Source organism: Paenibacillus sp. MT86 (assembly GCF_058792535.1).
On record NZ_CM179499.1, the window covers coordinates 3,151,331 to 3,173,231 of the forward strand.

Annotated in this window: 21 protein-coding genes and 2 pseudogenes; 18 read left to right on the forward strand and 5 right to left on the reverse strand. The window is 47.1% G+C overall.

Annotated features, from left to right (window positions below):
* Positions 1-2 precede the first annotated feature (2 nt).
* The 9 genes and pseudogenes from modB to AC3RCL_RS14010 all read left to right on the forward strand — a co-directional run bounded on the left by modB (position 3) and on the right by AC3RCL_RS14010 (position 9,158).
* Positions 3-662: a molybdate ABC transporter permease subunit gene (gene modB, locus AC3RCL_RS13970; RefSeq protein WP_277746060.1), complete on the forward strand. Its 660-nt coding sequence runs from the start codon at positions 3-5 to the stop codon at positions 660-662.
* A 227-nt stretch (positions 663-889) separates the two neighbouring features.
* Positions 890-1,876: pseudogene (locus tag AC3RCL_RS13975) on the forward strand (helveticin J family class III bacteriocin).
* A 190-nt stretch (positions 1,877-2,066) separates the two neighbouring features.
* Positions 2,067-2,831 (forward strand): DeoR/GlpR family DNA-binding transcription regulator, encoded by a 765-nt coding sequence (locus tag AC3RCL_RS13980; protein ID WP_036660720.1) that lies wholly within the window; start codon positions 2,067-2,069, stop codon positions 2,829-2,831.
* Positions 2,832-3,014: 183 nt separating this feature from the next.
* Entirely contained in the window at positions 3,015-3,851 is an 837-nt protein-coding gene (locus tag AC3RCL_RS13985) for an EamA family transporter (protein WP_452515344.1), read from the forward strand.
* A gap of 88 nt (positions 3,852-3,939) precedes the next feature.
* A complete protein-coding gene (locus tag AC3RCL_RS13990) occupies positions 3,940-4,818 on the forward strand; it encodes a metallophosphoesterase family protein (RefSeq protein ID WP_492535850.1) in 879 nt (292 codons plus the stop codon).
* Positions 4,819-5,051: 233 nt separating this feature from the next.
* Positions 5,052-6,416 carry an amino acid permease gene (locus tag AC3RCL_RS13995; protein ID WP_096773997.1) on the forward strand — a complete coding sequence of 455 codons (1,365 nt, stop codon included), beginning with the start codon at positions 5,052-5,054 and terminating at the stop codon, positions 6,414-6,416.
* Positions 6,417-6,682: 266 nt separating this feature from the next.
* The gene (locus AC3RCL_RS14000; protein WP_492535852.1) at positions 6,683-7,315 is read left to right on the forward strand and encodes a Vat family streptogramin A O-acetyltransferase; all 633 of its coding nucleotides are present in this window, start codon (positions 6,683-6,685) and stop codon (positions 7,313-7,315) included.
* Positions 7,316-7,471: 156 nt separating this feature from the next.
* Positions 7,472-8,113 carry a glycosyltransferase gene (locus AC3RCL_RS14005; protein ID WP_492535854.1) on the forward strand — a complete coding sequence of 214 codons (642 nt, stop codon included), beginning with the start codon at positions 7,472-7,474 and terminating at the stop codon, positions 8,111-8,113.
* A 268-nt stretch (positions 8,114-8,381) separates the two neighbouring features.
* A complete protein-coding gene (locus tag AC3RCL_RS14010) occupies positions 8,382-9,158 on the forward strand; it encodes an NAD-dependent epimerase/dehydratase family protein (protein ID WP_492535856.1) in 777 nt (258 codons plus the stop codon).
* Between the two features lie 231 nt (positions 9,159-9,389).
* On the opposite strand, the gene AC3RCL_RS14015 is transcribed toward AC3RCL_RS14010, so the two are convergent.
* A complete protein-coding gene (locus AC3RCL_RS14015) occupies positions 9,390-9,938 on the reverse strand; it encodes a TetR/AcrR family transcriptional regulator (RefSeq protein WP_277746054.1) in 549 nt (182 codons plus the stop codon).
* A gap of 246 nt (positions 9,939-10,184) precedes the next feature.
* Here AC3RCL_RS14015 and AC3RCL_RS14020 point away from each other — a divergent pair, with 246 nt between their 5' ends.
* On the forward strand, positions 10,185-11,234 hold the full coding sequence (locus tag AC3RCL_RS14020; RefSeq protein ID WP_192571663.1) for an NAD(P)-dependent alcohol dehydrogenase: 1,050 nt from the start codon (positions 10,185-10,187) through the stop codon (positions 11,232-11,234).
* Positions 11,235-11,389: 155 nt separating this feature from the next.
* Entirely contained in the window at positions 11,390-12,619 is a 1,230-nt protein-coding gene (locus AC3RCL_RS14025; RefSeq protein WP_492535858.1) for a multidrug effflux MFS transporter, read from the forward strand.
* A 76-nt stretch (positions 12,620-12,695) separates the two neighbouring features.
* Here the strand turns inward: AC3RCL_RS14025 and AC3RCL_RS14030 are convergent, their stop codons facing one another.
* Genes AC3RCL_RS14030 through AC3RCL_RS14040 form a run of 3 tightly spaced genes read right to left on the reverse strand, consistent with a single transcriptional unit; the run spans position 12,696 to position 15,977 of the window.
* Positions 12,696-14,177, reverse strand: a complete 1,482-nt coding sequence (locus AC3RCL_RS14030) for a serine hydrolase domain-containing protein (protein WP_492535860.1) — start codon at positions 14,175-14,177, stop codon at positions 12,696-12,698.
* Between the two features lie 58 nt (positions 14,178-14,235).
* The gene (locus AC3RCL_RS14035; RefSeq protein ID WP_492535862.1) at positions 14,236-15,318 is read right to left on the reverse strand and encodes a HAMP domain-containing sensor histidine kinase; all 1,083 of its coding nucleotides are present in this window, start codon (positions 15,316-15,318) and stop codon (positions 14,236-14,238) included.
* Positions 15,303-15,977, reverse strand: a complete 675-nt coding sequence (locus tag AC3RCL_RS14040; protein WP_492535864.1) for a response regulator transcription factor — start codon at positions 15,975-15,977, stop codon at positions 15,303-15,305. Before AC3RCL_RS14040 ends, AC3RCL_RS14035 begins: the two co-directional genes overlap by 16 nt.
* 238 nt (positions 15,978-16,215) lie before the next feature.
* Between AC3RCL_RS14040 and AC3RCL_RS14045 the strand changes: the two genes are divergently transcribed.
* The 3 genes from AC3RCL_RS14045 (at position 16,216) to paiA (ending at position 18,143) form a co-directional block, all read left to right on the forward strand.
* Positions 16,216-16,524, forward strand: a complete 309-nt coding sequence (locus AC3RCL_RS14045; RefSeq protein ID WP_492535865.1) for a hypothetical protein — start codon at positions 16,216-16,218, stop codon at positions 16,522-16,524.
* A 595-nt stretch (positions 16,525-17,119) separates the two neighbouring features.
* A complete protein-coding gene (locus AC3RCL_RS14050) occupies positions 17,120-17,572 on the forward strand; it encodes a MarR family winged helix-turn-helix transcriptional regulator (RefSeq protein WP_277746047.1) in 453 nt (150 codons plus the stop codon).
* Positions 17,573-17,597: 25 nt separating this feature from the next.
* Entirely contained in the window at positions 17,598-18,143 is a 546-nt protein-coding gene (paiA, locus tag AC3RCL_RS14055; protein ID WP_192571669.1) for a spermidine/spermine N(1)-acetyltransferase, read from the forward strand.
* Positions 18,144-18,253: 110 nt separating this feature from the next.
* Here paiA and AC3RCL_RS14060 read toward each other — a convergent pair whose 3' ends face one another.
* The gene (locus AC3RCL_RS14060) at positions 18,254-18,439 is read right to left on the reverse strand and encodes a hypothetical protein (RefSeq protein ID WP_492535867.1); all 186 of its coding nucleotides are present in this window, start codon (positions 18,437-18,439) and stop codon (positions 18,254-18,256) included.
* A 151-nt stretch (positions 18,440-18,590) separates the two neighbouring features.
* Between AC3RCL_RS14060 and AC3RCL_RS14065 the strand changes: the two genes are divergently transcribed.
* The 4 genes and pseudogenes from AC3RCL_RS14065 (at position 18,591) to AC3RCL_RS14080 (ending at position 21,828) form a co-directional block, all read left to right on the forward strand.
* The gene (locus AC3RCL_RS14065; protein ID WP_492535868.1) at positions 18,591-19,499 is read left to right on the forward strand and encodes an NAD(P)-dependent oxidoreductase; all 909 of its coding nucleotides are present in this window, start codon (positions 18,591-18,593) and stop codon (positions 19,497-19,499) included.
* 82 nt (positions 19,500-19,581) lie between these two features.
* Entirely contained in the window at positions 19,582-20,517 is a 936-nt protein-coding gene (locus AC3RCL_RS14070) for an NAD(P)-dependent oxidoreductase (protein ID WP_492535869.1), read from the forward strand.
* 169 nt (positions 20,518-20,686) lie between these two features.
* Positions 20,687-20,935: a type B 50S ribosomal protein L31 gene (locus AC3RCL_RS14075; RefSeq protein WP_096773980.1), complete on the forward strand. Its 249-nt coding sequence runs from the start codon at positions 20,687-20,689 to the stop codon at positions 20,933-20,935.
* A gap of 80 nt (positions 20,936-21,015) precedes the next feature.
* Positions 21,016-21,828 (forward strand): annotated as a pseudogene (locus AC3RCL_RS14080) (AAA family ATPase).
* Positions 21,829-21,901 lie beyond the last annotated feature (73 nt).

Here is a 21,901-nt window from a genome sequence, read left to right on the forward strand (position 1 = left end):
ATATGAATTGGAACGAATTCTGGTTACCGATTAAACTGTCGCTACAGGTTTCCGTATTGTCCAGCCTAACGGTTGTCCTGCTTGGAGTGGCTGCTGCCTGGTGGATGTCACGCAAATCCTTTAAAGGGAAAACGGTTCTTGAGACCGCCTTTATGCTCCCTTTAGTTCTTCCGCCAACCGTGGTTGGTTTTGTACTGTTGGTCATACTTGGTCGAAAAAGCTGGTTTGGGCAATGGATAGAATGGCTCTTTGACGCGCCCGTCATTTTTACTTGGTGGGCTGCCGTGATCGCTTCGGTCGTCGTAGCCTTCCCGCTCGTCTACCAAACGATGAAGGTGGGATTTTCTTCTGTCCAACGGGATGTCGAGGAAGCAGCTCGATCAAACGGAGCTAACGAATGGCAGGTCTTCAGGTATATAACGCTTCCTTTGACTTATCGCTCGTTGGTAACTGCCTATATTCTTGGATTTGCTCGTGGACTTGGTGAGTTCGGGGCGACATTAATGATAGCAGGCAATATTCCGGGCAAAACACAGACCATTCCTACAGCCATATTCGTTGCGGTTGATGCGGGCAATACGACGATGGCATGGGCGTGGACAGCATCCATGATCATGATTTCCTTTATAATGTTGCTTCTTACAAGACGAAGTGATCAATAGAAGTCGCTAAATACAGCGGCTTTTTTTCATGTTTCGGAACTTGATGATATTGATTTATTTTAAAAAAAGGGTAATCATTAGTTACAGCACATTATTTTACCATCACATTCCAGTAAAAAGTGCTGATTACGCGCAAACCGAAAGGAGGATTGTGATTAGCTGTCGTCAGCTATAATTCCTGCTTCATATCAACCCCAGTGAGACATCATGCCAAAGGAGGTATCTTAATGTTTCAGGAGCGCTTTGCTCTCAGCGGTAAGAACTTAAAGATTTTTACATCGTTCGTTCTCGCCATTATTTTACTTATCATGCCGGTCCTGCCGGCTGCAGCTGCATCACCAGGCAAAACCGTGAATGCTTCGGCTAAGCTGGCCTATAATCTTAAAGGGCTTAAGCACAATGTGGCCGTTCAAAAAGCATATATTGCAGACAAGTATGTTTACGTTACGCAGCGGTCTAAGGGTACATGCTATCTTTCCAGGCTGCTTATTAGCGGGAAAGACGCGAAGTACGTTGACGAAATGACCGTCACCAATACCGGCCATTGTCAAACGCTTGATATGTATACGTACAAAGGGGAACATTATTTCTACTTCAGTTCCAAAGCCGATTCTTCCACTAAGCAATTCTGGTCCCTCCAAGTGGCAAGACTAAAATATAAGGCAGGATCAAAGGTCGATTATACGAAGCTGGACCGGTTCGTCTATATGAATTATGCCAACAAGACCGGCAAACGATTAGGCACAACCTATAGGGTCGACGGCGGCGGCAACAGCAAATATACGTTCTTCCGCGTACAAACCAAGGAAAAGACCGTCACCTGATCCATATACAGCACAGCGGCCCTGAACAAGCTTCTGGACAGCAAAAAGCAGGTTCGAATGGATAGTGCCGCAGCGGTAAAAGCGAGCATAGCGAGTTTCACTCAATCCGGCAATCGTATTATTAGACCGAATGGATCGTTTCAAGGTGCAGATATGCTGGGGAGCTCCAAAATTCACACCTCGGGAGGCGCCGAAGGCCAAACCCCGCAGATCGCCATGATGACCAGCTCGGGCGCCTACAAGAGCCTGGTGAAAATTACGAATGTGGGAAAGCATGAAATCGAGGGCGTTCAGACCAAGAACGGGAAGGTTTACTTTACGATCGTGACGGATCCCAAGAACAAGAAAAACACGCAGAAAATTTACTATGTGCCGGATACGATTTTTTAAATATTTTACGAAAAAGTCGCCATGTAATGGCGGCTTTTTTCGAGATTGTGACTAGTATGTCCAGTCCCCAGCAAGTGTAAATCGCTCCTTATCACGTCTCAATATCAGAGAACAATGTGAGATTGTGTGTTTTTGTGGTATTCTGTACTAGTAATTCAAACGCGGTAGTCGTTTATTGGAGGAATATTCAATGCTTGCACATGATCGGCATCAACAAATCATGAAACTGCTTCACGAAATCCAATCGGTCAAGACAACGGATTTAATCGCGCAATTCGGAGTTTCTTTCGAGACGATTCGAAGAGACCTGGAATATCTGGAACAAGAGGGCTTCTTAAAAAGGGTTCATGGCGGGGCAACCTTGCCGGCAGCGGACTATCAGAAAGAACTGCCTTTTACCGTGCGAGAAATGAAGAGGCTTCAAGAGAAACGGGAGTTGGCCCAGATAGCCCTCCGCTACGTGGAAGAAGGGCAATCCTTGTTCATGGATGTAAGCACCACCAATACCGAATTCGCCAAGGCCTTGATGACGCGCTTTGATCGATTGACGATACTGACCAATTCCTTTCAGATCGCATCGATACTTATGGAGAAACCTCATTTCACGATCATCTTTGTCGGTGGGGTGGTCCGTAACTCGGAACATTGCGTGGTCGGCGATTTTGCCGAATCCTTTGTCACTCAGTTTCATGCCGACCTTTTCTTTATGAGCGTGAGCGGCATATCCCTGACCGAAGGCTTGACGGATTATGGGTTAAGCGAGATTCAATTGAAGAAGAAAATGCTGGCCCGGGCACACAAGGTCATCGTGCTTGCAGACAGCAGTAAATTTAACGCGGTTTCGCTCACACCGGTCTGCGGATTGGATCAGATTGAACGGATTGTGACGGACTCCGGGCTAGGGCATGATGTCCTTGAACAATATCGGGAGGCAGGGGTCAACATCGATTGCTAATAATTTCAAAGGAACAAGAAGAGCCTTTCGACGAGGTTCTTTTTTTTGCTCATCATATCAATTGACAGTAAGAAAATCCCATGATACGATCAAAATCAAGTTGTGAAAATGTGTGTTTATAAGCATAAAAGTGTGTAAACTAGTGTTTTTAGAGGGGGTGTAGCAATTTCACTTGCAGTTTTATTGGTTCTAGGCTCTGGCATGGCGCATGCAATATGGAATATGTTGGCAAAGTCGAGCGGGAATAAGCAGTTGTTTTTATTTATGATTTATATCCCCACCACGCTTATGCTGCTCCCGGGCTTTATGATCGAAATCGTCACTGCGAATCCACCCATGTCGGGTTATCTTTTGTTATTCCTGTCCGTATTCATTCAAGGGGGATATGCCTATTTCTTGTCCAAGTCCTTAACCTATGGCGACCTATCCCAGGTCTACCCGATGATGAGAGGCATTTCCACTTTCTTGTTGCCTCTTTGCGGAGTCATTCTCCTGAACGAGCGGTTATCCGTCTGGGGATGGCTGGGACTCGGATTGATTGCATTTGGCTTCTTTCTATCAAGCGGCATCTTTATGAGGAAGCAAAGATTTCATGCCCCTCACAGAGTTCTTTTCTATACTGCAGCCGTGGGGCTTTGCACGATGGCGTACGTGATGGTAGACAAAGTGAATCTGCAGCATTTTTCGCCAACGCTGCTTTTGGAAATATCCAATATCGGATTTATGCTGGGTCTGGCCCCGTTTATCCGTTTTGGCGAAATCCGCTGGGTAAGAGAGATAAGAGAACATGGAAAATGGCTTGCAGTTGGCGCGATCCTTTCTCCAGGTTCATATTTGTTGTTCTTGTTTGCCATGAGTATGTCCCCGTTAATATACATAGCGCCTCTTCGAGAGATTGGAACCGTAGTCGGCACCTTGCTGGGCGTATTGCTGCTGAAGGAAGGTCAAGGAGGGCTGCGGATCGTATCGGCCGGCATTATCTTTATCGGAATCTTACTCGTAGGCATGCTGGGCATATGATTAGTTAGACGGCATTTTACCGTTGCGGTGAACACCGGGATAACGCGTCGGCTATATTCGACATCATTTTGAAGGAGGATTGAGTAGTTTGAATAAGCGAAATCAAGATGGAGAAAAACGGAAGGGGGACGTGCTGCTCCGATTTCAGGTTATCACCGATACGCACGTGAAGGCGGACCCTGGACATAGCTACAATTGTAATTTGGCGAGGGCACTAGAAGATATTAAACGAATGGCGCCGGACAGTGACGGCATTATGCACGCAGGCGATTTAACCGACCAGGGGAGTACGGAGGAATATGCGGAGTTTCGCAGAATATGGCGGGAGCATGGCGCAGGATTGCCGGCCAGTTATTTTGCTGCAGGCAATCACGATGTCGGTCTGGGGCATTGGCCTTCACGTTTGGGAGCTTATCTGGATGCCACGGGGATGAGGGGACCCTATCACGATCATTGGGTGAATGGGTACCACTTTATCTTCCTCGGAACCGAGGAGGGGCTGGAACTGTTTGCTTCCTTGTCCGAAACTCAGCTGACATGGCTCGATACTAAGCTAACCGAGAGCAAGAATCCGGTTCAACCGGCTTTCGTCTTCTTGCATCAGCCGCTCAAAGACACGGTTGCAGGATCTTATGAGTCGCAGCGGTGGTACGGCGTTGCTCAGGACGAAGCGCTCAAGAAAGTTTTGGCTAAACACCGGCATGCCATCCTGTTCACGGGCCATACTCACTGGGAGCTGGAGGCTCAGCATACGATGTTCGATGGACAGGAACAACTGCCTTATGTGTTTAACGGATCCTCTGTCGCGTACCTATGGACGGATAAAGACGAACATAAAGATGGGAGTCAAGGGCTGTTCGTCGAGGTTTATGCAGATCGTGTAATCGTCAGAGGCCGGGATTTCGCTGCAGGCAAGTGGCTGGAGAATGTCCGGTTTGAATGTAACATCCCTGAGCAATCCGAATAATTGGAAACGCCTACAACAGAACCCTCCATTCAACGACATCGGTTCATTATGATTGAACGGGGATGTCGGGTAAATGGAGGGTTTTTCCGGCTCCGCTGCAGGATTACCAAATGAATATAATTGTTTTCACAGGAAAAAGATACTACAATTGGATCAAGCCTTACATATTAGCGTTTAGATTTTGCTCTTGTTCAAATTGACAGCCAAGAGAGTAACAGAGGGGGAAACTTGGAATGAAAAACAACGAACTAAAGAGGGGGCTCGAAGCTCGCCACATTCAGATGATTGCTTTGGGTGGCACCATCGGTGTCGGGTTATTTATGGGTTCGGCAAGCACGATCAAATGGACAGGTCCATCGGTGATGCTTGCGTATGCTATTGTAGGGATTTTTATTTTCTTCATTATGCGCGCAATGGGTGAAATGCAGTACATCGAACCGAGCACGGGATCGTTTGCGACCTTTGGCCATAAGTACATTCATCCCTTGGCGGGCTATGTGACGGCCTGGAGCAACTGGTTCCAATGGGTGATCGTCGGGATGGCGGAAATCATTGCCGTTGGGACGTACATGAAGTACTGGTTTCCGGATTTGCCCGCTTGGATACCAGGGCTCGTCGCCATGGCGATTCTCGGTGCAGCCAACCTGTTCTCCGTGAAATCGTTTGGTGAATTCGAGTTTTGGTTTGCCATGATTAAAATCGTAACCATCGTCTTGATGATTGTTGCCGGGCTCGGTCTGATTTTGTTCGGATTAGGCAATGGCGGAAATGCGATCGGATTTTCTAACTTGTGGCAGCATGGAGGCTTTTTTACCGGCGGATGGTCAGGCTTTTTCTTTGCTCTCTCGTTAGTGATCGGAGCCTATCAAGGCGTCGAGCTGATAGGGATTACGGCAGGTGAGGCCAAAAACCCGCAAAAAACGTTAATGAGCGCGACGCAAAGCATTATCTGGCGCATTTTGATCTTCTATATCGGCGCGATTTTTGTGATTGTTACGGTCTACCCTTGGAATCAGCTGCAAGCCCTCGGCAGTCCGTTCGTTGCCACGTTTGCGAAAGTCGGCATTACTGCGGCAGCCGGAATCATCAATTTTGTTGTCATCACCGCCGCCATGTCGGGCTGCAACAGCGGGATATTTAGCGCAGGACGCATGCTTTATACGTTAGGAGTCAATGGACAGGCACCGAAAATATTTACGAAACTGTCCCGTAACGGCGTGCCTCTGCTGGGAACGATCGGCGTACTCGCGGGGTTGGGCCTTGGGGTGTTTTTAAGTTATATCGCACCGGAAAATCTGTTTGTGCATGTGTACAGCGCCAGCGTCCTTCCGGGCATGGTGCCGTGGTTCGTCATTTTGATCAGTCAAATCAATTTCAGAAGAACCAAGGGGAGTGCCTTGGATGATCATCCGTTCAAAATGCCTTTCGCCCCGGTGACCAACTATGTGACGATTGCTTTTTTGCTTATGGTGCTGGTCGGTATGTGGATTAACGATGAAACTCGGATTTCCTTGATTACAGGCATTGTTTTCTTGGGTATTGTCGTGATCAGTTATTATGCTTCCGGGGTTAACAAGGCACAAAATAACCGTGAGTAAGCAGCAAATAAAAACAAATGAAAGCAAATGGATTGGCAAATCATCCATGGATGAAATCAATAAACATCCCATTCTCACCAAAGTGGAAATGGGATGTTTTCATTTTGAGGTACGAGCTCGAGTGATTTTATGTAGGATTCAAACAGGATAACCAATCTATACGTCGAAATTGAAAAGGTAAGTTTGTCTCCCGGTATCGGACCTCATGGATAGGAATACGACGCTGAACAACTCATGATTGATATAAAACGAAGGAGGGATTCTATATGCAATGTGGGCCAGACCCTAACGCAATCTACCCGAATGAGGCGATTAAAAGTATTTGCTATATTAAAAACGTAGTGACACGTCCCAATATTATTGTCGGCGACTATACCTATTATGACGATCTAAACGGTGCCGAAAAATTCGAAGAGCATGTCACGCATCACTATGAATTTATTGGAGACAAGCTGATTATCGGGAAGTTTTGCGCTATTGCAAAGGGGATTGAATTCGTCATGAATGGCGCCAACCATAGAATGGGCAGTGTTACTACCTATCCATTTAACATCATGGGCAACGGTTGGGAGAAATCGACTCCGGCACTGGCCGACTTACCCCTTAAAGGCGACACCGTCATTGGCAACGATGTCTGGATTGGTCAAAACGTCACCGTTATGCCCGGTGTACACATCGGCGACGGAGCTATCATAGCAGCCAATTCGGTTGTTGTAAAAGATGTCCCCCCTTATCATATTGCAGGCGGGAACCCTTGCAGGGTTATTAAGAAAAGATTTGATGACGAACTCATTGACCATCTCCTTGCCATCCAATGGTGGGATTGGCCTGCTCGGAAAATTTTTGACCATCTTGAAACGTTATGCAGCGGAGATCTGACTAAAATCAAGGAAATATAAATTGCTCAATATAGCATTTCATGGGTGAATCTACTTATCGAGCGGCTTTGCAGAACACCAGGGCACCGTGAATATGATCCTCTGCATAAAAATTGGAACCTTACATCATAATAATACAGCCTATTTTATTCCAACATCTCAGAGGAGCAGATACGTGTGAAAAACAAATGGTTGCTAGCGTTAACCCTAGCGTTCGTAATTAGCATGACGCAGGCTGTAGCGCCCGTACAAGCCATGGTGGGCGAGAATCCGGATTGCATAAGTCCCAAAGTAGTCCAATTGAAAGGCGAAATGGAGAAGGTTTGGATCGACCATACGATATGGACAAGAAGCTATATCGTGAGTGCCATATCTAATCGTCCTGATCAGAAGGACGTTCTGGACCGGCTTTTGCGAAACCAACAGGACATTGGCAACGTGATCAAGCCTTACTATGGGGAAGCCGCCGAGAATAAGCTTGCCGATCTAATGAGAGAACATATTCTGATTGCAGTGAAAATCGTGGCTGCGGCCAAGGCTGGCAAACAGTCGGAAGTGGACAAATTAGAGGCGGATTGGCACAGAAACGCTGACGATATCGCCAAATTCTTAAGCGCAGCGAATCCGAACTGGCAGTTTAAAGAGCTCCAGGATATGTTATATACGCATCTCCAATTGATTTCGGAAATCGTCGTTAGCTGTATCAAGGGAGATTGGAAAGCGGATATTGCTGCAACCGATAAAAACGAGATCCACATGATTCATTTAGCGGATATTCTGACAGAAGGCATTGTCAAGCAATTCCCTGAGAAATTCTAAGGATTACTCGTGTGTCAGAATCGCGTAAAGAAGAACATACAATTACAATAGCCGCATCTTTGCGGCTTTTTGTAATTTATCGGTATTTGTCCTTGCCAAAACTGGAACTTGAGAATATCAACCGTACCAAGAGATATGATCCATTAGCCGTTTTTCGCTTTCCTCAAGAGGGAACCCCAAACTTTATCGTATACATCCCTCTCCCAACGGGTAATAACTAACAGCACAGCAAAAACGTGACGATCAGTGGGAAAGGGGCTTGAAACGAATGAAACGCAAACTATTGATAACCGGAGCGGCGGGCACCATAGGGAACGTAATTTACAAGGGGCTGCTAAAAGACAGCCGGTATGACATCATCGGTGCGGATATTGAGGCGGACGATAGGCAGGGTATCGTGCAGCTGGACATCGTGGACGAGGCGCGGCTGGCAGAGCTTACGCAAGGAGTCGATACGGTGCTCCATTTTGCCTGGATTAAGGACAACGGGGATTTTCTCGGTAAGGTACTGGAGGGAAATGTGAGCGGCGCGTACAAGTTGTTTGAGGCAGCCGTGAAGAATGGCCTGCGGCGTTTGATATTTGCCAGCTCCAATCATGCGACCGGTTATTACAAGGTTTACGAAAAGGTAGAGCCAGACGATCCGTACCGCCCGGATAGCTTTTACGGACTCAGCAAATGCTATATCGAACTGTTGGGCCGGCTGTATTCAGATCAGGGAAAAATCTCTTCGATTAATATTCGAATCGGCAACTTCCCTGGAGACGATCGACCTCATTCAGAGCGCGCCGGACATATCTGGATATCGGAACGCGATATGCTTCAACTGATCGTTTGCTGCATTGAAGCAGATGACAAACTAACGTATTTGAACTTGTACGGAACCTCCGCTAATACGGATAACTATTATAACATCGATTATCTGGAAGAATTGATCGGATACAAACCTCAGGACGACGCAGCAAAGCTGCTTGAGTTAGCCAAAGCGGCGGGAAGCAAAGTACGTCAGGACGAGACGGTCTATCAGGGAGGCCAGCAACAATAACAGCTTCGAAGAAGCACCTGTAAACCTGCGTTTCCGTAGATCGGTGATGCCTGATAGAGATTTGCATGCGTACAGAAGCCATGAGGATACGATGAACGATGAGAGGCTTGCCTTCTGAAAGTCGCGTTAATCATGCGGCTTTTTTTTATTTTCAGGACTATCGTTCGTGTCATTCCCACTTGACGTACGTTTCGATTACGTGATCAGCTGCCCCGGCCGCACGTACGCCGATTAGAGGCTTCTTGCTAACAAGGTCCCCACTTGTTTGGCCATGACTTGCGGCGGGTAAGGCATTCCGTTTCGGATCCACCATTCAATGACCCCGACATAAGCAGTCCCGGCATATTGCAGCATCACATCTTCGTGCAATTCGGCGTTTTTTCCGCTTTCTTTGTCGATCTCACCTTTGAATCCTTCCATGAAAGACGTAAGCAGCCGCGTTCTGAAAGAGGAAGGGGCGCCTTTGGACGCTAACATGGTTGAAAAAAGCACATAGTTCTTTTCAAAATATTCGAAATACGGCACGAGAGCATCCGCCCATTCCATTTCACACGCCCATGTATCCATCTCTTTTAATTCATGAATGTGTGCCTCCATGATTTGATTCAATAAATCATACTTGTCCTGATAATGCAGATAAATCGTGCCGCGATTCAAATTTGCCTGGTCTGCGATGTCTTGAATGGTTATGTCATCGAAGTTTTTGTCGGCCATCAATTCAATGACGGCTTTTCTTAAGGCTTCTTGCGTTTTTAGGATTCTACGATCCACTTTTGCCATCTTGTATTAACCCCCTGACCTTCCCAACATAATGAACACTTTTGATGATCTTGTTGATATCTCAACAAATCGCGCTGATTTAACCATTGAACTTCAACATCTATCTCCTATAATAATAGACATGAGTTGATTAAACAACTTAAATTGTTTATTCGCTTTTTGTGGATAACGACGGCTAATGGCCTGTTTACCCCCATTTTTTAAAGAGGACTAGTTGAGAAAAATAAGATTACCTGGAGGTTATACATGATGAATGCTAATGCACGTGCTGTGTTCGGTCCGGAAGGTCCGTTCCAACTAACAACTATTGAGCGAAGGGATCTTAAGCCGCATGATGTGCTCATTGAAATCAAATATGCAGGGATTTGCCACTCGGATATCCATACCGCTCGCGGCGATTGGGGGCCGGTCCAATATCCTCTCGTACCGGGACATGAAATCGCCGGCATTGTCGCCCGGGTTGGCTCGGATGTCACAAAGTACACGGTTGGTGACCGAGTAGGCGTCGGCTGCATGGTTGATTCCTGCGGAGAGTGCGAGAGCTGCCGCAGAGGAGAGGAGCAATATTGTCTGAAAGGACATACGGGTACTTACGCAGCTACCGACAGATATGGTCAATATACACAAGGAGGATATTCCTCCCATATCGTCGTAACGGAGGATTTCGTCGTACGCATTCCCGACGGCATTGCTCTTGATGCCGCTGCACCGCTCTTATGTGCCGGAATCACAACCTACTCGCCGCTTCGCCATTGGGGTGCCGCTCCTGGCAAGAAGATCGCAGTGGTTGGACTTGGCGGGCTCGGCCACATGGCTGTAAAGCTGGCTCATGCCATGGGAGCCGAAGTCACGGTTTTATCACAGACCTTGAAGAAAAAAGAAGACGGTTTGAAGTTAGGCGCAGACCATTATTATGCTACCAACGATCCGGAGACATTTAACAAGTTGGCCGGCACGTTTGATCTCATCGTGAATACGGTGAGCGCGAAGATTGATTTGAATGCTTATCTCTCGCTGCTGGCGGTGGACGGTACCTTGGTCAACGTCGGTGCACCGCCGGAGGCATTGCCTGTTCAAGTATTTTCGCTAATCCCGCATCGTCGGTCGTTTGCCGGATCGGCAATCGGCGGCATTCGAGAAACGCAGGAAATGCTGGATTTCTGCGCTGAACACCACATAACGCCTGAGATCGAGGTCATCTCCGCAAATCGGATTGATGAGGCTTGGGAACGCGTGCTGGCTTCGGACGTCCGGTATCGATTTGTCATTGATATCAGCACGATGGAGAACGAATAAGAATTCATTGCATCCCCGAATCAAGAAGGGCACGCCGAGTGGTGTGCCCTTTTGTTAAATGAGGAGCCGGTCGAACGAACGGCTACCTGCGCAATCGTCTTAAGCAGAGACGTTATTTTATAAGAAAACATCTCATCAGTCATAGGAGTTAGAAAATGAAATATAAAGCTCAACAAAGTTCTCTTGGTTTTGCCCTAATCTTGGCGACATTTTCGGCATTGGGGCCGTTTACGGTCGATATGTACCTGGCGTCGCTTCCGCAAATCGCTGTATTTTTTGGAACAAGCGCAGCCGCGGTTCAAGCGAGTTTAACCACCAGCCTGTTAGGATTAGGATTGGGACAGTTGATCATGGGGCCTTTAAGCGACATGTATGGAAGGCGTCCGCCTTTGCTGACCTCCATGATCTTGTACATCCTTTCCTCAATTGGATGCGCTTTTGCGCCAAGCATCGAGTGGTTCATATGTTTAAGATTCATTCAAGGGGTTGCAGCGTCGGCCGGACTCGTGATTTCGCGAGCGATTGTCCGAGACCGGTTCCATGGTGTTGAAATGACGAAGTTTATCGCGCTCTTAACGATGATCAGCAATGTGGCACCGTTAATTTCGCCAACGCTCGGAAGCGCGGTAATGTCATACAGCTCATGGGGAAGTGTATTTCTGTTCTTGGGGGCGCTAGGCATAGCACTGACCGCGATAACCTTAGGAGGGTTAAAGGAAAGCTTACCTGTACAGCAGCGTGTTCCAAGCAGTTTCAGCACATTGATAAAAAATTATAACAGCTTGTTCCGGGAGCGGTCGTTTATGGGATATGCACTAGTTAACGGCATACTGTTCGCAGGCGTTTTCGCCTATGTGGCGGGTACCCCGTTTATCTATCAGAACATGTACGGCGTGTCGCCGCAAATGTTCTCGATCCTCTTTGCGTTGAACGGCCTTGCGATCATTGCGGGATCTCAATTCGTCAAATTGTTTGCAGGCCGGGTAACGGAAAGCCGGCAATTCAGGATTGGATTAATCATTGCGTTCATATCTTCTGCAGCGGTCTTGTTCGTCGTATTGGCACATGGCGCATTGTCTGCCATGTTTATTTCGATTTTCTTATTCGCTTTTTCCATTGGGATCATCGGGCCGATCTCTTTAACGCTAGCAATGGAGTCGCAGGGGCATATTGCAGGCAGCGCTTCAGCCGTGCTCGGCTCCTTACAATTCGCATTAGGCGCCGTTACGTCTCCGCTTGTAGGAATTGCGGGCGAAAATTCCGCGATTCCTTTCGGAGTTGTCATCTTTTCCACCAGTGTATTATCTATTGCTGCCTATCTCATCCTGATTCAAGGGGGACAAAGTTTAACCAGCGGTAAAACCAGATCTGATTCCAGCATGTGAATGTATAGGTAAACGATTTAATTAGGCAGCTGATGCAGCTGCCTTTTCTTCATTTAGCTGTGTTGAACTTGTGGCATTATGGGTTGTTAGCCATCGATTGACTATTCTTAGCGTAACGAGCATAGACGATATAATAGCAAGCCACATGCACGAAATTGACGAGCGACCATACAACGAGCCAGATGATCGGTGACGATAGGGTAGTCCAAAGACCGGACCATGGCAGCACGCGCCCTCCGCCGATAAACGTCAGCAATGGGGGGAGAGACAAGAGGATGAGGACCGGAATCAGCCTAATGACCGATATGAGAATGAACATGCCGATCGTAAGGCGTTTTTTCTTCCGACGAATACGAATAGAAGCATAGCCGCCCCATACAAGCGTTGCGAGAATCAACGCCATCATGATCATAGACATGTTTCGATCGTTAAGAAAAGAGATGTTGGGCTGTTCTCCCCTCATCATAGCCGCGACCCCATCGATGATTCCCGAGTAATTCACAAATGCGTTCAATCCCGAATTAAACATCACCGCGATCCCCATTTGCTCGTCCAAAAAAACCGTTTCTTCCGACTTGTACGTCCAGAAAATACCGCTGTGGGAGATCGTTCGGCCTCCCGATGGATCATGGTCTGCGAGCCAACCCATGCCGTACGGCGAAGCTTCTCCGGCTGAATGAAATTGCTTCATCAACGCCGGGGGAAGAAGGTCGCCGCTATATTGAGCAATCATCCACCTGGACATGTCTTCCGCGGTTGAAACGATCCCTGCGGGACCATCAATAAACCACAGCGGCTCTGAGCGACTCACGGAGCGGCCCAGAATCGAGTAATGACCCGGCGGGATCGCTTCATTCCCATTGATTTGATGCGTCGTGCTGACGCTGTACGTATGGTTCATACCCAGGGGTTTAAAAATATGACGATTCAGGTAATCCGAAAACCGCTCTCCACTGATGCTTTCCACGAGGTTCGCCAACAGCACGTAATTGGGATTGTGGTAGCTGTAAGTTGTTCCAGGTTTATGGGCGAGTTCAACCTCATTTAATAACCGGTTCGCCTCGTGCAGTGCTTGGAATTGCGGAGTCCTCGTCATATCGGGATTGGAGCCATCCGTCAGGCCGCTGGTCTGATTCAATAAATGCCGGACCGTTATGTCATGAACTCGGGGATCCTGAGGAGTCAGTTCGGGAAAATAGGAAACGTAAGCCTCATCCAGATCAATCCGGCCTTTATCCACCAACTGCAGAACGGCTAATGCGGTAAAGGACTTGCTAAGCGAAGCAATGGGTAGAGGGGTTTCGTCCGTTATGCTTTGGTTTTCACCAAACGTACCATAACCTTTGGCATAGAAGGTCTTATCGTTTAAGGAGATCGACAAGGACGCACCTTCGATATGGTTGGCCTTCATGCTCCGGCTCATGTATTCGTCAATGTCCCGCCAAAGTTCCGTGCGGTCCCCGTCCTCCAATGCAGATACGGACTCCGCCATCACGGTCCAAGTTAGCAGCAGGCAGGTAATTACGGTAAACATTCTTTGTATTGTTTTCGGCATCATAGCACTCCTTCAATCAAGATAAGGATATGCTATCGGATAATTTTCAACTATTTATCAACTACGATCCAAAACTTGCGGTTACGCAGCCGCCGCCTTGAGGTCCGTTTTCGACCTGCAAGCTCCCGCCATGTATTTCGCAAAGCACCTTGCAAACATACAGTCCCAGCCCACGATGTTCGGTTGCATCCCACATATCCCCGCGGTAAAAAGGAAGAGTAGCCTTGTTTAGGGCTTCGTTCGAGAAACCGGGTCCGTCGTCCGTGACGGCAATATCCATAGAGGCTTCCCGAATGATAAAACGAGCGTTCACCTGACTGGTTGCGTAACGCGCCGCATTGGCTACCAGGTTCTCGAATACCTGCATGACGACATGGGCATCCAGGCTGATTTCAGAATCAGCGTTATCAATGGAAGAGGCAAAGTTTATGCCGAATTGACTAGCTATTTGATTGGCACTGTCGTTCAACAAAGCCGTGAATGGGGTGATATCCACGGGATCGCGATGCACCGGGGTATCCTCCAGCTTCTGAATCGAGCTCATGGCCTCCGCATAGTTCTCCAGGCGAACGATGTGAAGGTTCATGGTATGGATCAAGTCCAGAATCTTCTCTTCCGACAATTTCTTCTCGGGAACATAGGTGGCGAGAAACTCGGCGTACCCTTTCAGCACAGACAGCGGCGTCCTCAGATCATGGGCAAAAATTGCATTGAGCTGCTTGCGCTCCTCCACCGAACGCCAGAGCGCCTTTAAATTGATTTCCAATTGTGACCGCATGTTTTCAAATACGGCGATGAGCTCGCCCATCTCGTCCCGGCTGTCATAGGAGATGCTGAAGCCTAGATCGTTGGCCGAGATCTTCTTGGATGCTTGCATCAGAATCGTCAGCGGTCGTTTTAGCTTCCATCTGTAAAATAGAACGGCCATGGCGACAATTCCTGCGGCTACCGTCAACAGCACCGCCGCGACGAGGGAGGGCAGCAACCAATCGGCCTCTCCAAAACGCTCCCGCAGGATCTCCGCCCAGGCAAATTCCAAAGTGATCATGGCCAGTACAGCAAAAAGCGTAAGAATGCATAACAGGATGAACGATTGCAGCAAATTAAGTCTTTCTAGCAGCAGCCTATTTACGAGTTTAGCCATTTGTATCCTACTCCCCACACCGTCTCGATTCGATCGCTGCAGCCGTATTCCTTGAATTTGTTGCGAATTCGCCGAATATGCTCCGCGATGACGCTACTATCGCCTTCTTCGTCCAGGCCCCAAATTTTCTCGTAAATGCGCTCCTTCTCGAATACCATGCCGGGATTCATGGACAGTAATTCGATAATGTCGAACTCTTTTTTGGCCAGAGGTATTCGTTTATCCTGGAAATAGAGCTCCCGGGCCGTATAATTAATGACCAAATCATGGTTAAACCTCACCGAGGCTTTGGTTAGGACTCGCTGTTCCCTGCGCAAATGCGCTTCTACTCTGGCGCCAAGCTCGCGAATACTGAAAGGTTTCAGGATATAGTCATCACCTCCTGCCCGAAAGCCGGCTATTTTATCGGCATCTTCGATTCGAGCGGTCAAAAATAAGATGGGGCACGAGACAAAGCCTCTAATTCTTTCGCATACTTCAAGGCCGTTCTCCTCAGGCATGTTGATATCGAGCAATACGAGATCGGGTCCTAGTTCCACTTTTCGCATAACTTCCCGGCTGTCCTTGGCCGTCATGACAAAATATCCATTGATTTCAAAGTAATCGGTCAGCAGCTTTCGAAGATCCGCCTCATCGTCCACGATTAGTATCTTATGCATACATGCTTCATCTCCAGTTCCATATGTTTGATTTCAGCATATCAAAGAAATTTTCGCATACCAATCGGATTTTAATTGAACGGCATGGAAAGTCTAAGGCAGTGTAGACGAGGTTCACCAATCGTGGTATGAATAGTATTGGCTGAGTCGGTGGCGCTTCGACACCACCACCGTTAGAGAAGGGCTGGTTAACGAAAGTAATTGGAGATACAAGTTATTTTATTTTGGAGGATCAATAATGAATCAACGTTTTCGGATCACGAGATCCATGCAACCCGACGCTGGCGATCAGGAGATTTCATTGGAAGAATGCCAACAATATTTTTCAACCAAAGCTGATTTTATTTATCAGACGGAGTTCACTGTGAGAGGGGAAGAGAGCACCATGTCGGTAGAAGGCGATTTCTTTATGTGGAAACATGGGGAAGCCTTGATTCCATTCAGGCACTACATGGGAGAGCTGTATGTCGCCGTTTCCCATCAAGAGCTTGTGCCTCTCATGATCGAAATTGCAACTGATTTGCGGGCGGATATCGTAGAAGGGTAACCGAATGGATCCTGTAAGAGCTTCGTAAGATCATCCGTATTAGATATGTTAGGCTGTCGAGATAAGCAGCGAAATGAGAAGCGCCGATGAGCTTGGTTAGAGGATCTTACCGAGTCCATCGGCGCTTTTTTTTGCGAAGTCCATTTTAAATGGCGCAGGATGGTTTGGTGTAGGATGCCTGCGACTATCCGCGAATTATTGCCCCAATCCACCAAGTTGATGGCGGCCGTTAAAGCAAACGCAAACGGGCATCGGCGATGCCCAAACGGATAGGGAAGGGCTGAAAGAGAGGGTTGATATTAACCATGTTGACCCTCTCTCATGAATAGTATTTGTTTTTCGGCCAGAAAGTTATGCCAGAACATGTAAAGTAACGGCAACCCGATGATTTCTGACGGCCGGTCATTACAGGAGAATATAACCATATGATCGTTCCATTTGTTTGCCTTATCCTTGGTTGATGGTTATCCTGCAGGGCTTGGTGTTTGATCGGGACCTACGAGCGCTTATTTTATGTTGTAAATGCAACAAAAATAGTGTACTATTCTCTTACTGCTTCATTTGAATAAATTCGAGAAGAGCGTGAGTTGCATATATGAAGGACGTACTACGTGAGATTGGTATGATCGCCAGGTCATTGGATTCGATAAGCAATATTGAGTTTAAGCAATACGACCTTACAAAAGGACAGTATTTGTACCTCGTGCGAATATGTGAACACCCAGGAATTATTCAAGAAAAATTATCTGAAATGATAAAGGTCGACCGAACAACAACGGCCCGGGCTATAAAGAAGCTTGAGATGAATGGGTTTATTGATAAGAGAGAAGATCAGTATAACAAAAAAATCAAAAAACTGTTTCCTACGGAGAAAGGGAGCCATGTGTATCCATTAATAAAAAGGGAGAACGATTATTCCAATTTGGTTGCACTATCCGGATTCTCTGCAAGCGAAGTAGAAGTCATGTTCGAGCTTCTCCAAAGAATCCGACACAATGTGGAAAAAGACTGGGAGTTTGTTAAAAAGGGTAACAAGCGACACTATTGATGTATTCGAAGGAGGACGAAGCAAAGTGACCATAACTATAGAAAAGTGCACGATTAAAGATCTGGGCTTGCTTCAAGAAATAAGCATTAAAACATTTAACGAGACTTTTAAGGATCAAAATTCGCCTGAAAATATGAAAGCCTACTTAGATAAAGCTTTCCATTTGAATCAATTGGAAAAAGAATTATCGAATATCTTTTCGGAATTCTATTTTATTTATGCTGGTAGGGAAATTGCAGGATATTTAAAAATTAACACCCAGCATGCTCAGTCTGAAGCAATGGGCGATGATTGCCTAGAGATCGAGCGGATCTATATCAAGCAAAGCTTTCATAAACAGGGGCTTGGCAAATATCTAATGAATCAAGCCGTAGAGATCGCGTTGGAACGCAATCTAAGGAAGATCTGGCTAGGGGTTTGGGAAAAAAATGAGAATGCCATTACCTTTTATAATAAAATGGGGTTTGTTCAGACGGGGACCCATACTTTCTATATGGGGGATGAAGAGCAAATCGATCTTATCATGACCCACACACTTTCGGAAATCAGGCGGCGAGCGCTTTTACAATGAATAGCAACAATATGGCCGCAGCGTTTCCATTTCTGACCACACGTAAGACCCACATTACAAAAAAACAGCGAGGACCGCTCGAAGTGAGTGGATTCGTTGTTTTTTTATTTTCACTCGTTATCTTCCGATTCCAAGGTTATCATCATCATTTTCGTTATAATCTCGCTGCTTAGAACACTCCGCTTAGCTCCTGAACCGGAAATAGCCTCCTCGGCGATGTTCGGCTCATAGATTTCAGCCATGACCGTGATGATCCCGCCCCTAAGCATCTGTTGAACCATTAGGCCAACCGACATGTCACAACCTGTTAAGCTAACGGCTTCCCAGTTTTTTTTCAGTATCTATTGAGCTTGACACTAGTGTTAAGGTCTAGAATAAATTCGTAACCAGACTGTTGTACAACGTTGTAAAAAAAATAACTTGGTAGAGGAAAGGAGCATTTACATTATGAGTTACGATCACAATCAGAAAGAGGATCGCTCGCCTGTGACTGTTATTGGTCTTGGCGAGATGGGTCAGGCATTAGCTGGTTCATTTATACGGAACGGTTATCCTACGACGGTATGGAATCGCACGTCAGAAAAGGCAGATGCCTTGGTGAAGCAAGGTGCCGTGCTTACCGCCACACCTGCTGAAGCAATACTCGCCAGTCCAGTCGTCATCATATGTGTTCTGGATTACGCCGTTGTGCATGAAATCCTTGATCCACTGGGGGATATCCCTAAGGATCGTGTTGTGTTCAACCTTACCAATGGCACACCTAAGCAGGCTCGCGACACTGCCAGATGGGCAAAGCAAAGAGAATACGATTACATCGATGGAGGGATCATGGCCGTACCGCAGATCATCGGAACCGAGGCCGCTTTTATCCTATACAGTGGGGGGAACAAGAAGTCTTTTGATTCCAACAAGACGTTGTTAGACGTTATGGGTGCTGCCAACTACGTTGGTGAAGATGCCGGATTGGCATCCTTGCTCGATCTAGCCATGAATGGTGCGATGTACGGTATGCTCGGTGGTGCCATGCACGCTATCTCTGTAGTCGCCACAGAGGGTATCACGGCGCAGGACTTTTCATCCGAACTTCTGATTCCCTACCTGAGCGCAATTACCGGCATCATACCTAACCTTGCCCGCCAATTCGACACGAAAGAATTCTCGGTAGGCGTCTCGGCTAAACTTGCGATGCAGCAGGTTGGATTCAGGAATATTCGTAAGGCAAGCGAGGATCAAGGTATAAGTACCGAGTTACTCGATCCCATCCAATCCCTGATGGATCGACGAGTCGCTGCCGGCTTTCCTGATGATGACTTTTCCGCTGTCACCGAGCTTTTTAAAGTGCCGATATATGGATAGGACCATACTCGGCCCTGTCGTTAGCATGTCTGAATGTAATGAATGATTTTTAAGTGCTTATCCTATGAAAGGAGTTATTCGAATGAAGCGTAATAACCAGCATGAGCAATTAAGCAAGTCGGCCAGTGATGGAAACGTAAAAGTAATGGAGGATCGCTCATCCGTAACAGTCATCGGGTTAGGACCCATGGGCAAGGCGATGGTCAGCGTTCTTTTGGATCAGGACTACAATGTGACCGTGTGGAATCGAACTTCAAGCAAAGCCGACGAGCTTGTGGCGAAGGGCGCCATCAGGTCATCCACGGTCATGGAGGCGATCGCATCCAACGAATTGATCATCCTCAGTCTAACGGACTATGATGCGATGTATGCTATTCTCGAACCGATCACGGAGCAATTATCCGGAAAAATCATTGTCAATCTTAGTTCGGACACCCCTGAAAAAGTCCGGGAAGCGTCGAAATGGTTAGCTGATCGTAATGCCCGGCATCTCACTGGCGGCGTATTGGCCTCGCCTCCGGGTATAGGTAATACGGAATTCGTAACACTCTATAGTGGTCCGAGAGATATTTTCGAAGCGCATAAAAATACCCTTGGAGTATTGACAGGGACTGACTATAAGGGCGAGGATCCAGGACTGGCCATGCTGTACTACCAGATCCAGATCGATGTCTTCTGGACGGCTATGCTCAGCTACCTTCACGCTCTTGCCGTAGCGGGAGCAAATGGAATCACGGCCGAACAATTTCTGCCATACGTCTCGGATACGCTGTCTTCTTTGCCGAAGTTACTTGAGTTTTACACTTCCCGGATCGATGCGGGCAAGCATCAAGGCGACGTTGAAAAACTTGCTATGGGAATGGCGAGCATCGAGCACGTCGTTCAAACATCGAAAGAAGCGGGAATAGATGCTTCTCTGCCCGCCGCTGTTCTTGAAGTTTTCAAGCGTGGAGTTGCCAATGGTCATGCCGACGATAGCTTCACCAGCTTAATTGAAATGTTTAAAAAGCCTTTATGATCGCATAGTCCGACCGCATTCCATTCGTGGTATGCGGTTTTTTCAGTATGGAGCCGAGAGTTGACAGAAATGATTTTATATTTTAATATTCACCCATGATGTTAATCGTAAATATTACGAATAACAAATAATACAGAGTCGATCGGCTCGGAAAGAAGAGAACAATACCATGCAAAAAGGGATACATCCAACATTTCAAAAAGTCATATTCCTAGACGCGAGCGTGGGCTATTCATTTCTCAGTGCCTCCACCAAGACTTCGACAGAAACGATGGAGTGGGAAGACGGTCAAACCTATCCCGTGATTCGCGTAGATTCCAGTTCGGCTTCACACCCTTTCTTCACGGGCAAGCAGAAAAATACCGAAATCGGCGGGCGTGTCGATAAGTTCAAGAAACGATTAAGTTATAAACGGTAGAGTGGTTAACGTACCGAATCAGAGAAAGAACGGTCACGTCATGATACTCGATTTATGCAGTGAAGGAGCAGCAGTTGATCATGAGCAAAAGCAATGCAAGCCAGCGTATTCCGCGTGCCAAAGGGATCGATATGGCAACCGTGTATTCACCTAAGGAGTGCGGCAAAAAAGCGAGGCACCTGATTTTGCCGGATTTCAATCAGAGAATTGTGGATGAGTTTATAGCCATTTTGGGGATGAGGGAGGAATTCGAGGAGCATCACGTACCGATACCTAACAAGATCGTCATGTACGGTCCTCCGGGAACAGGTAAAACCTTAACGGCCATTTATATGGCCAACCTACTGGAGCTTCCACTCGTTCTGACTCGACTGGATGCTATCATCCATAGTCATCTGGGCTAAACGGGGAGCAATATTCGCAAAATCTTCGATTATGCAGACACATTTCCCTGCGTTCTTTTCCTTGATGAGTTCGATGCCATTGCCAGGACGAGGGACAGCAACGATGAAGTGAAGGAGATGGCCCGTGCCGTAAATACATTGCTGCAGTGTCTGGATGATTTTGGGGACAAAAGCATCATGATGGCGGCCACCAATTTGGAGAAGGAATTGGATCAGGCAATATGGCGCAGGTTCGACACGAAGATGACGTATTCCCTGCCGGACTTTGGCAGAAGGCAGCATTATATCGAAATTCTTCTCGGAGATTTCCGGTGTGAGGCGTCAGCGTTGACGGAGGCATGCGACCTGCTTGAAGGGTGCAGCTTTGCCGACATGGAGCAAATTGTATTGAAAGCAAAGCGAAAAGCCATTATTGAACGGCAACCGCTGCTGAAAAGCCATATAAAAGATTCCTATGATGAATATAAACCTGATCTGGCGAAGATTTAAGGGGGATGGCTGTCCTCCTGCCGGGTTGGAAAAGGGATTAGCAATAGGATACACCGGGTTTCATGCTGAATAA

Excerpts from the sequence above, each read along its gene's own strand:
- AC3RCL_RS14040 (WP_492535864.1), bottom strand. The coding sequence starts at position 15,977 with ATGCATAAGATACTAATCGTGGACGATGAGGCGGATCTTCGAAAGCTG.
- AC3RCL_RS14025 (WP_492535858.1), top strand. The coding sequence starts at position 11,390 with ATGAAATATAAAGCTCAACAAAGTTCTCTTGGTTTTGCCCTAATCTTG.
- AC3RCL_RS14015 (WP_277746054.1), bottom strand. The coding sequence starts at position 9,938 with ATGGCAAAAGTGGATCGTAGAATCCTAAAAACGCAAGAAGCCTTAAGA.
- AC3RCL_RS13980 (WP_036660720.1), top strand. The coding sequence starts at position 2,067 with ATGCTTGCACATGATCGGCATCAACAAATCATGAAACTGCTTCACGAA.
- AC3RCL_RS14010 (WP_492535856.1), top strand. The coding sequence starts at position 8,382 with ATGAAACGCAAACTATTGATAACCGGAGCGGCGGGCACCATAGGGAAC.
- AC3RCL_RS14065 (WP_492535868.1), top strand. The coding sequence starts at position 18,591 with ATGAGTTACGATCACAATCAGAAAGAGGATCGCTCGCCTGTGACTGTT.
- AC3RCL_RS14060 (WP_492535867.1), bottom strand. The coding sequence starts at position 18,439 with ATGTCGGTTGGCCTAATGGTTCAACAGATGCTTAGGGGCGGGATCATC.
- AC3RCL_RS13995 (WP_096773997.1), top strand. The coding sequence starts at position 5,052 with ATGAAAAACAACGAACTAAAGAGGGGGCTCGAAGCTCGCCACATTCAG.
- AC3RCL_RS14075 (WP_096773980.1), top strand. The coding sequence starts at position 20,687 with ATGCAAAAAGGGATACATCCAACATTTCAAAAAGTCATATTCCTAGAC.
- modB (WP_277746060.1), top strand. The coding sequence starts at position 3 with ATGAATTGGAACGAATTCTGGTTACCGATTAAACTGTCGCTACAGGTT.
- AC3RCL_RS14050 (WP_277746047.1), top strand. The coding sequence starts at position 17,120 with ATGAAGGACGTACTACGTGAGATTGGTATGATCGCCAGGTCATTGGAT.
- AC3RCL_RS14035 (WP_492535862.1), bottom strand. The coding sequence starts at position 15,318 with ATGGCTAAACTCGTAAATAGGCTGCTGCTAGAAAGACTTAATTTGCTG.
- AC3RCL_RS14020 (WP_192571663.1), top strand. The coding sequence starts at position 10,185 with ATGATGAATGCTAATGCACGTGCTGTGTTCGGTCCGGAAGGTCCGTTC.
- AC3RCL_RS14045 (WP_492535865.1), top strand. The coding sequence starts at position 16,216 with ATGAATCAACGTTTTCGGATCACGAGATCCATGCAACCCGACGCTGGC.
- AC3RCL_RS14000 (WP_492535852.1), top strand. The coding sequence starts at position 6,683 with ATGCAATGTGGGCCAGACCCTAACGCAATCTACCCGAATGAGGCGATT.
- AC3RCL_RS14030 (WP_492535860.1), bottom strand. The coding sequence starts at position 14,177 with ATGATGCCGAAAACAATACAAAGAATGTTTACCGTAATTACCTGCCTG.
- AC3RCL_RS14070 (WP_492535869.1), top strand. The coding sequence starts at position 19,582 with ATGAAGCGTAATAACCAGCATGAGCAATTAAGCAAGTCGGCCAGTGAT.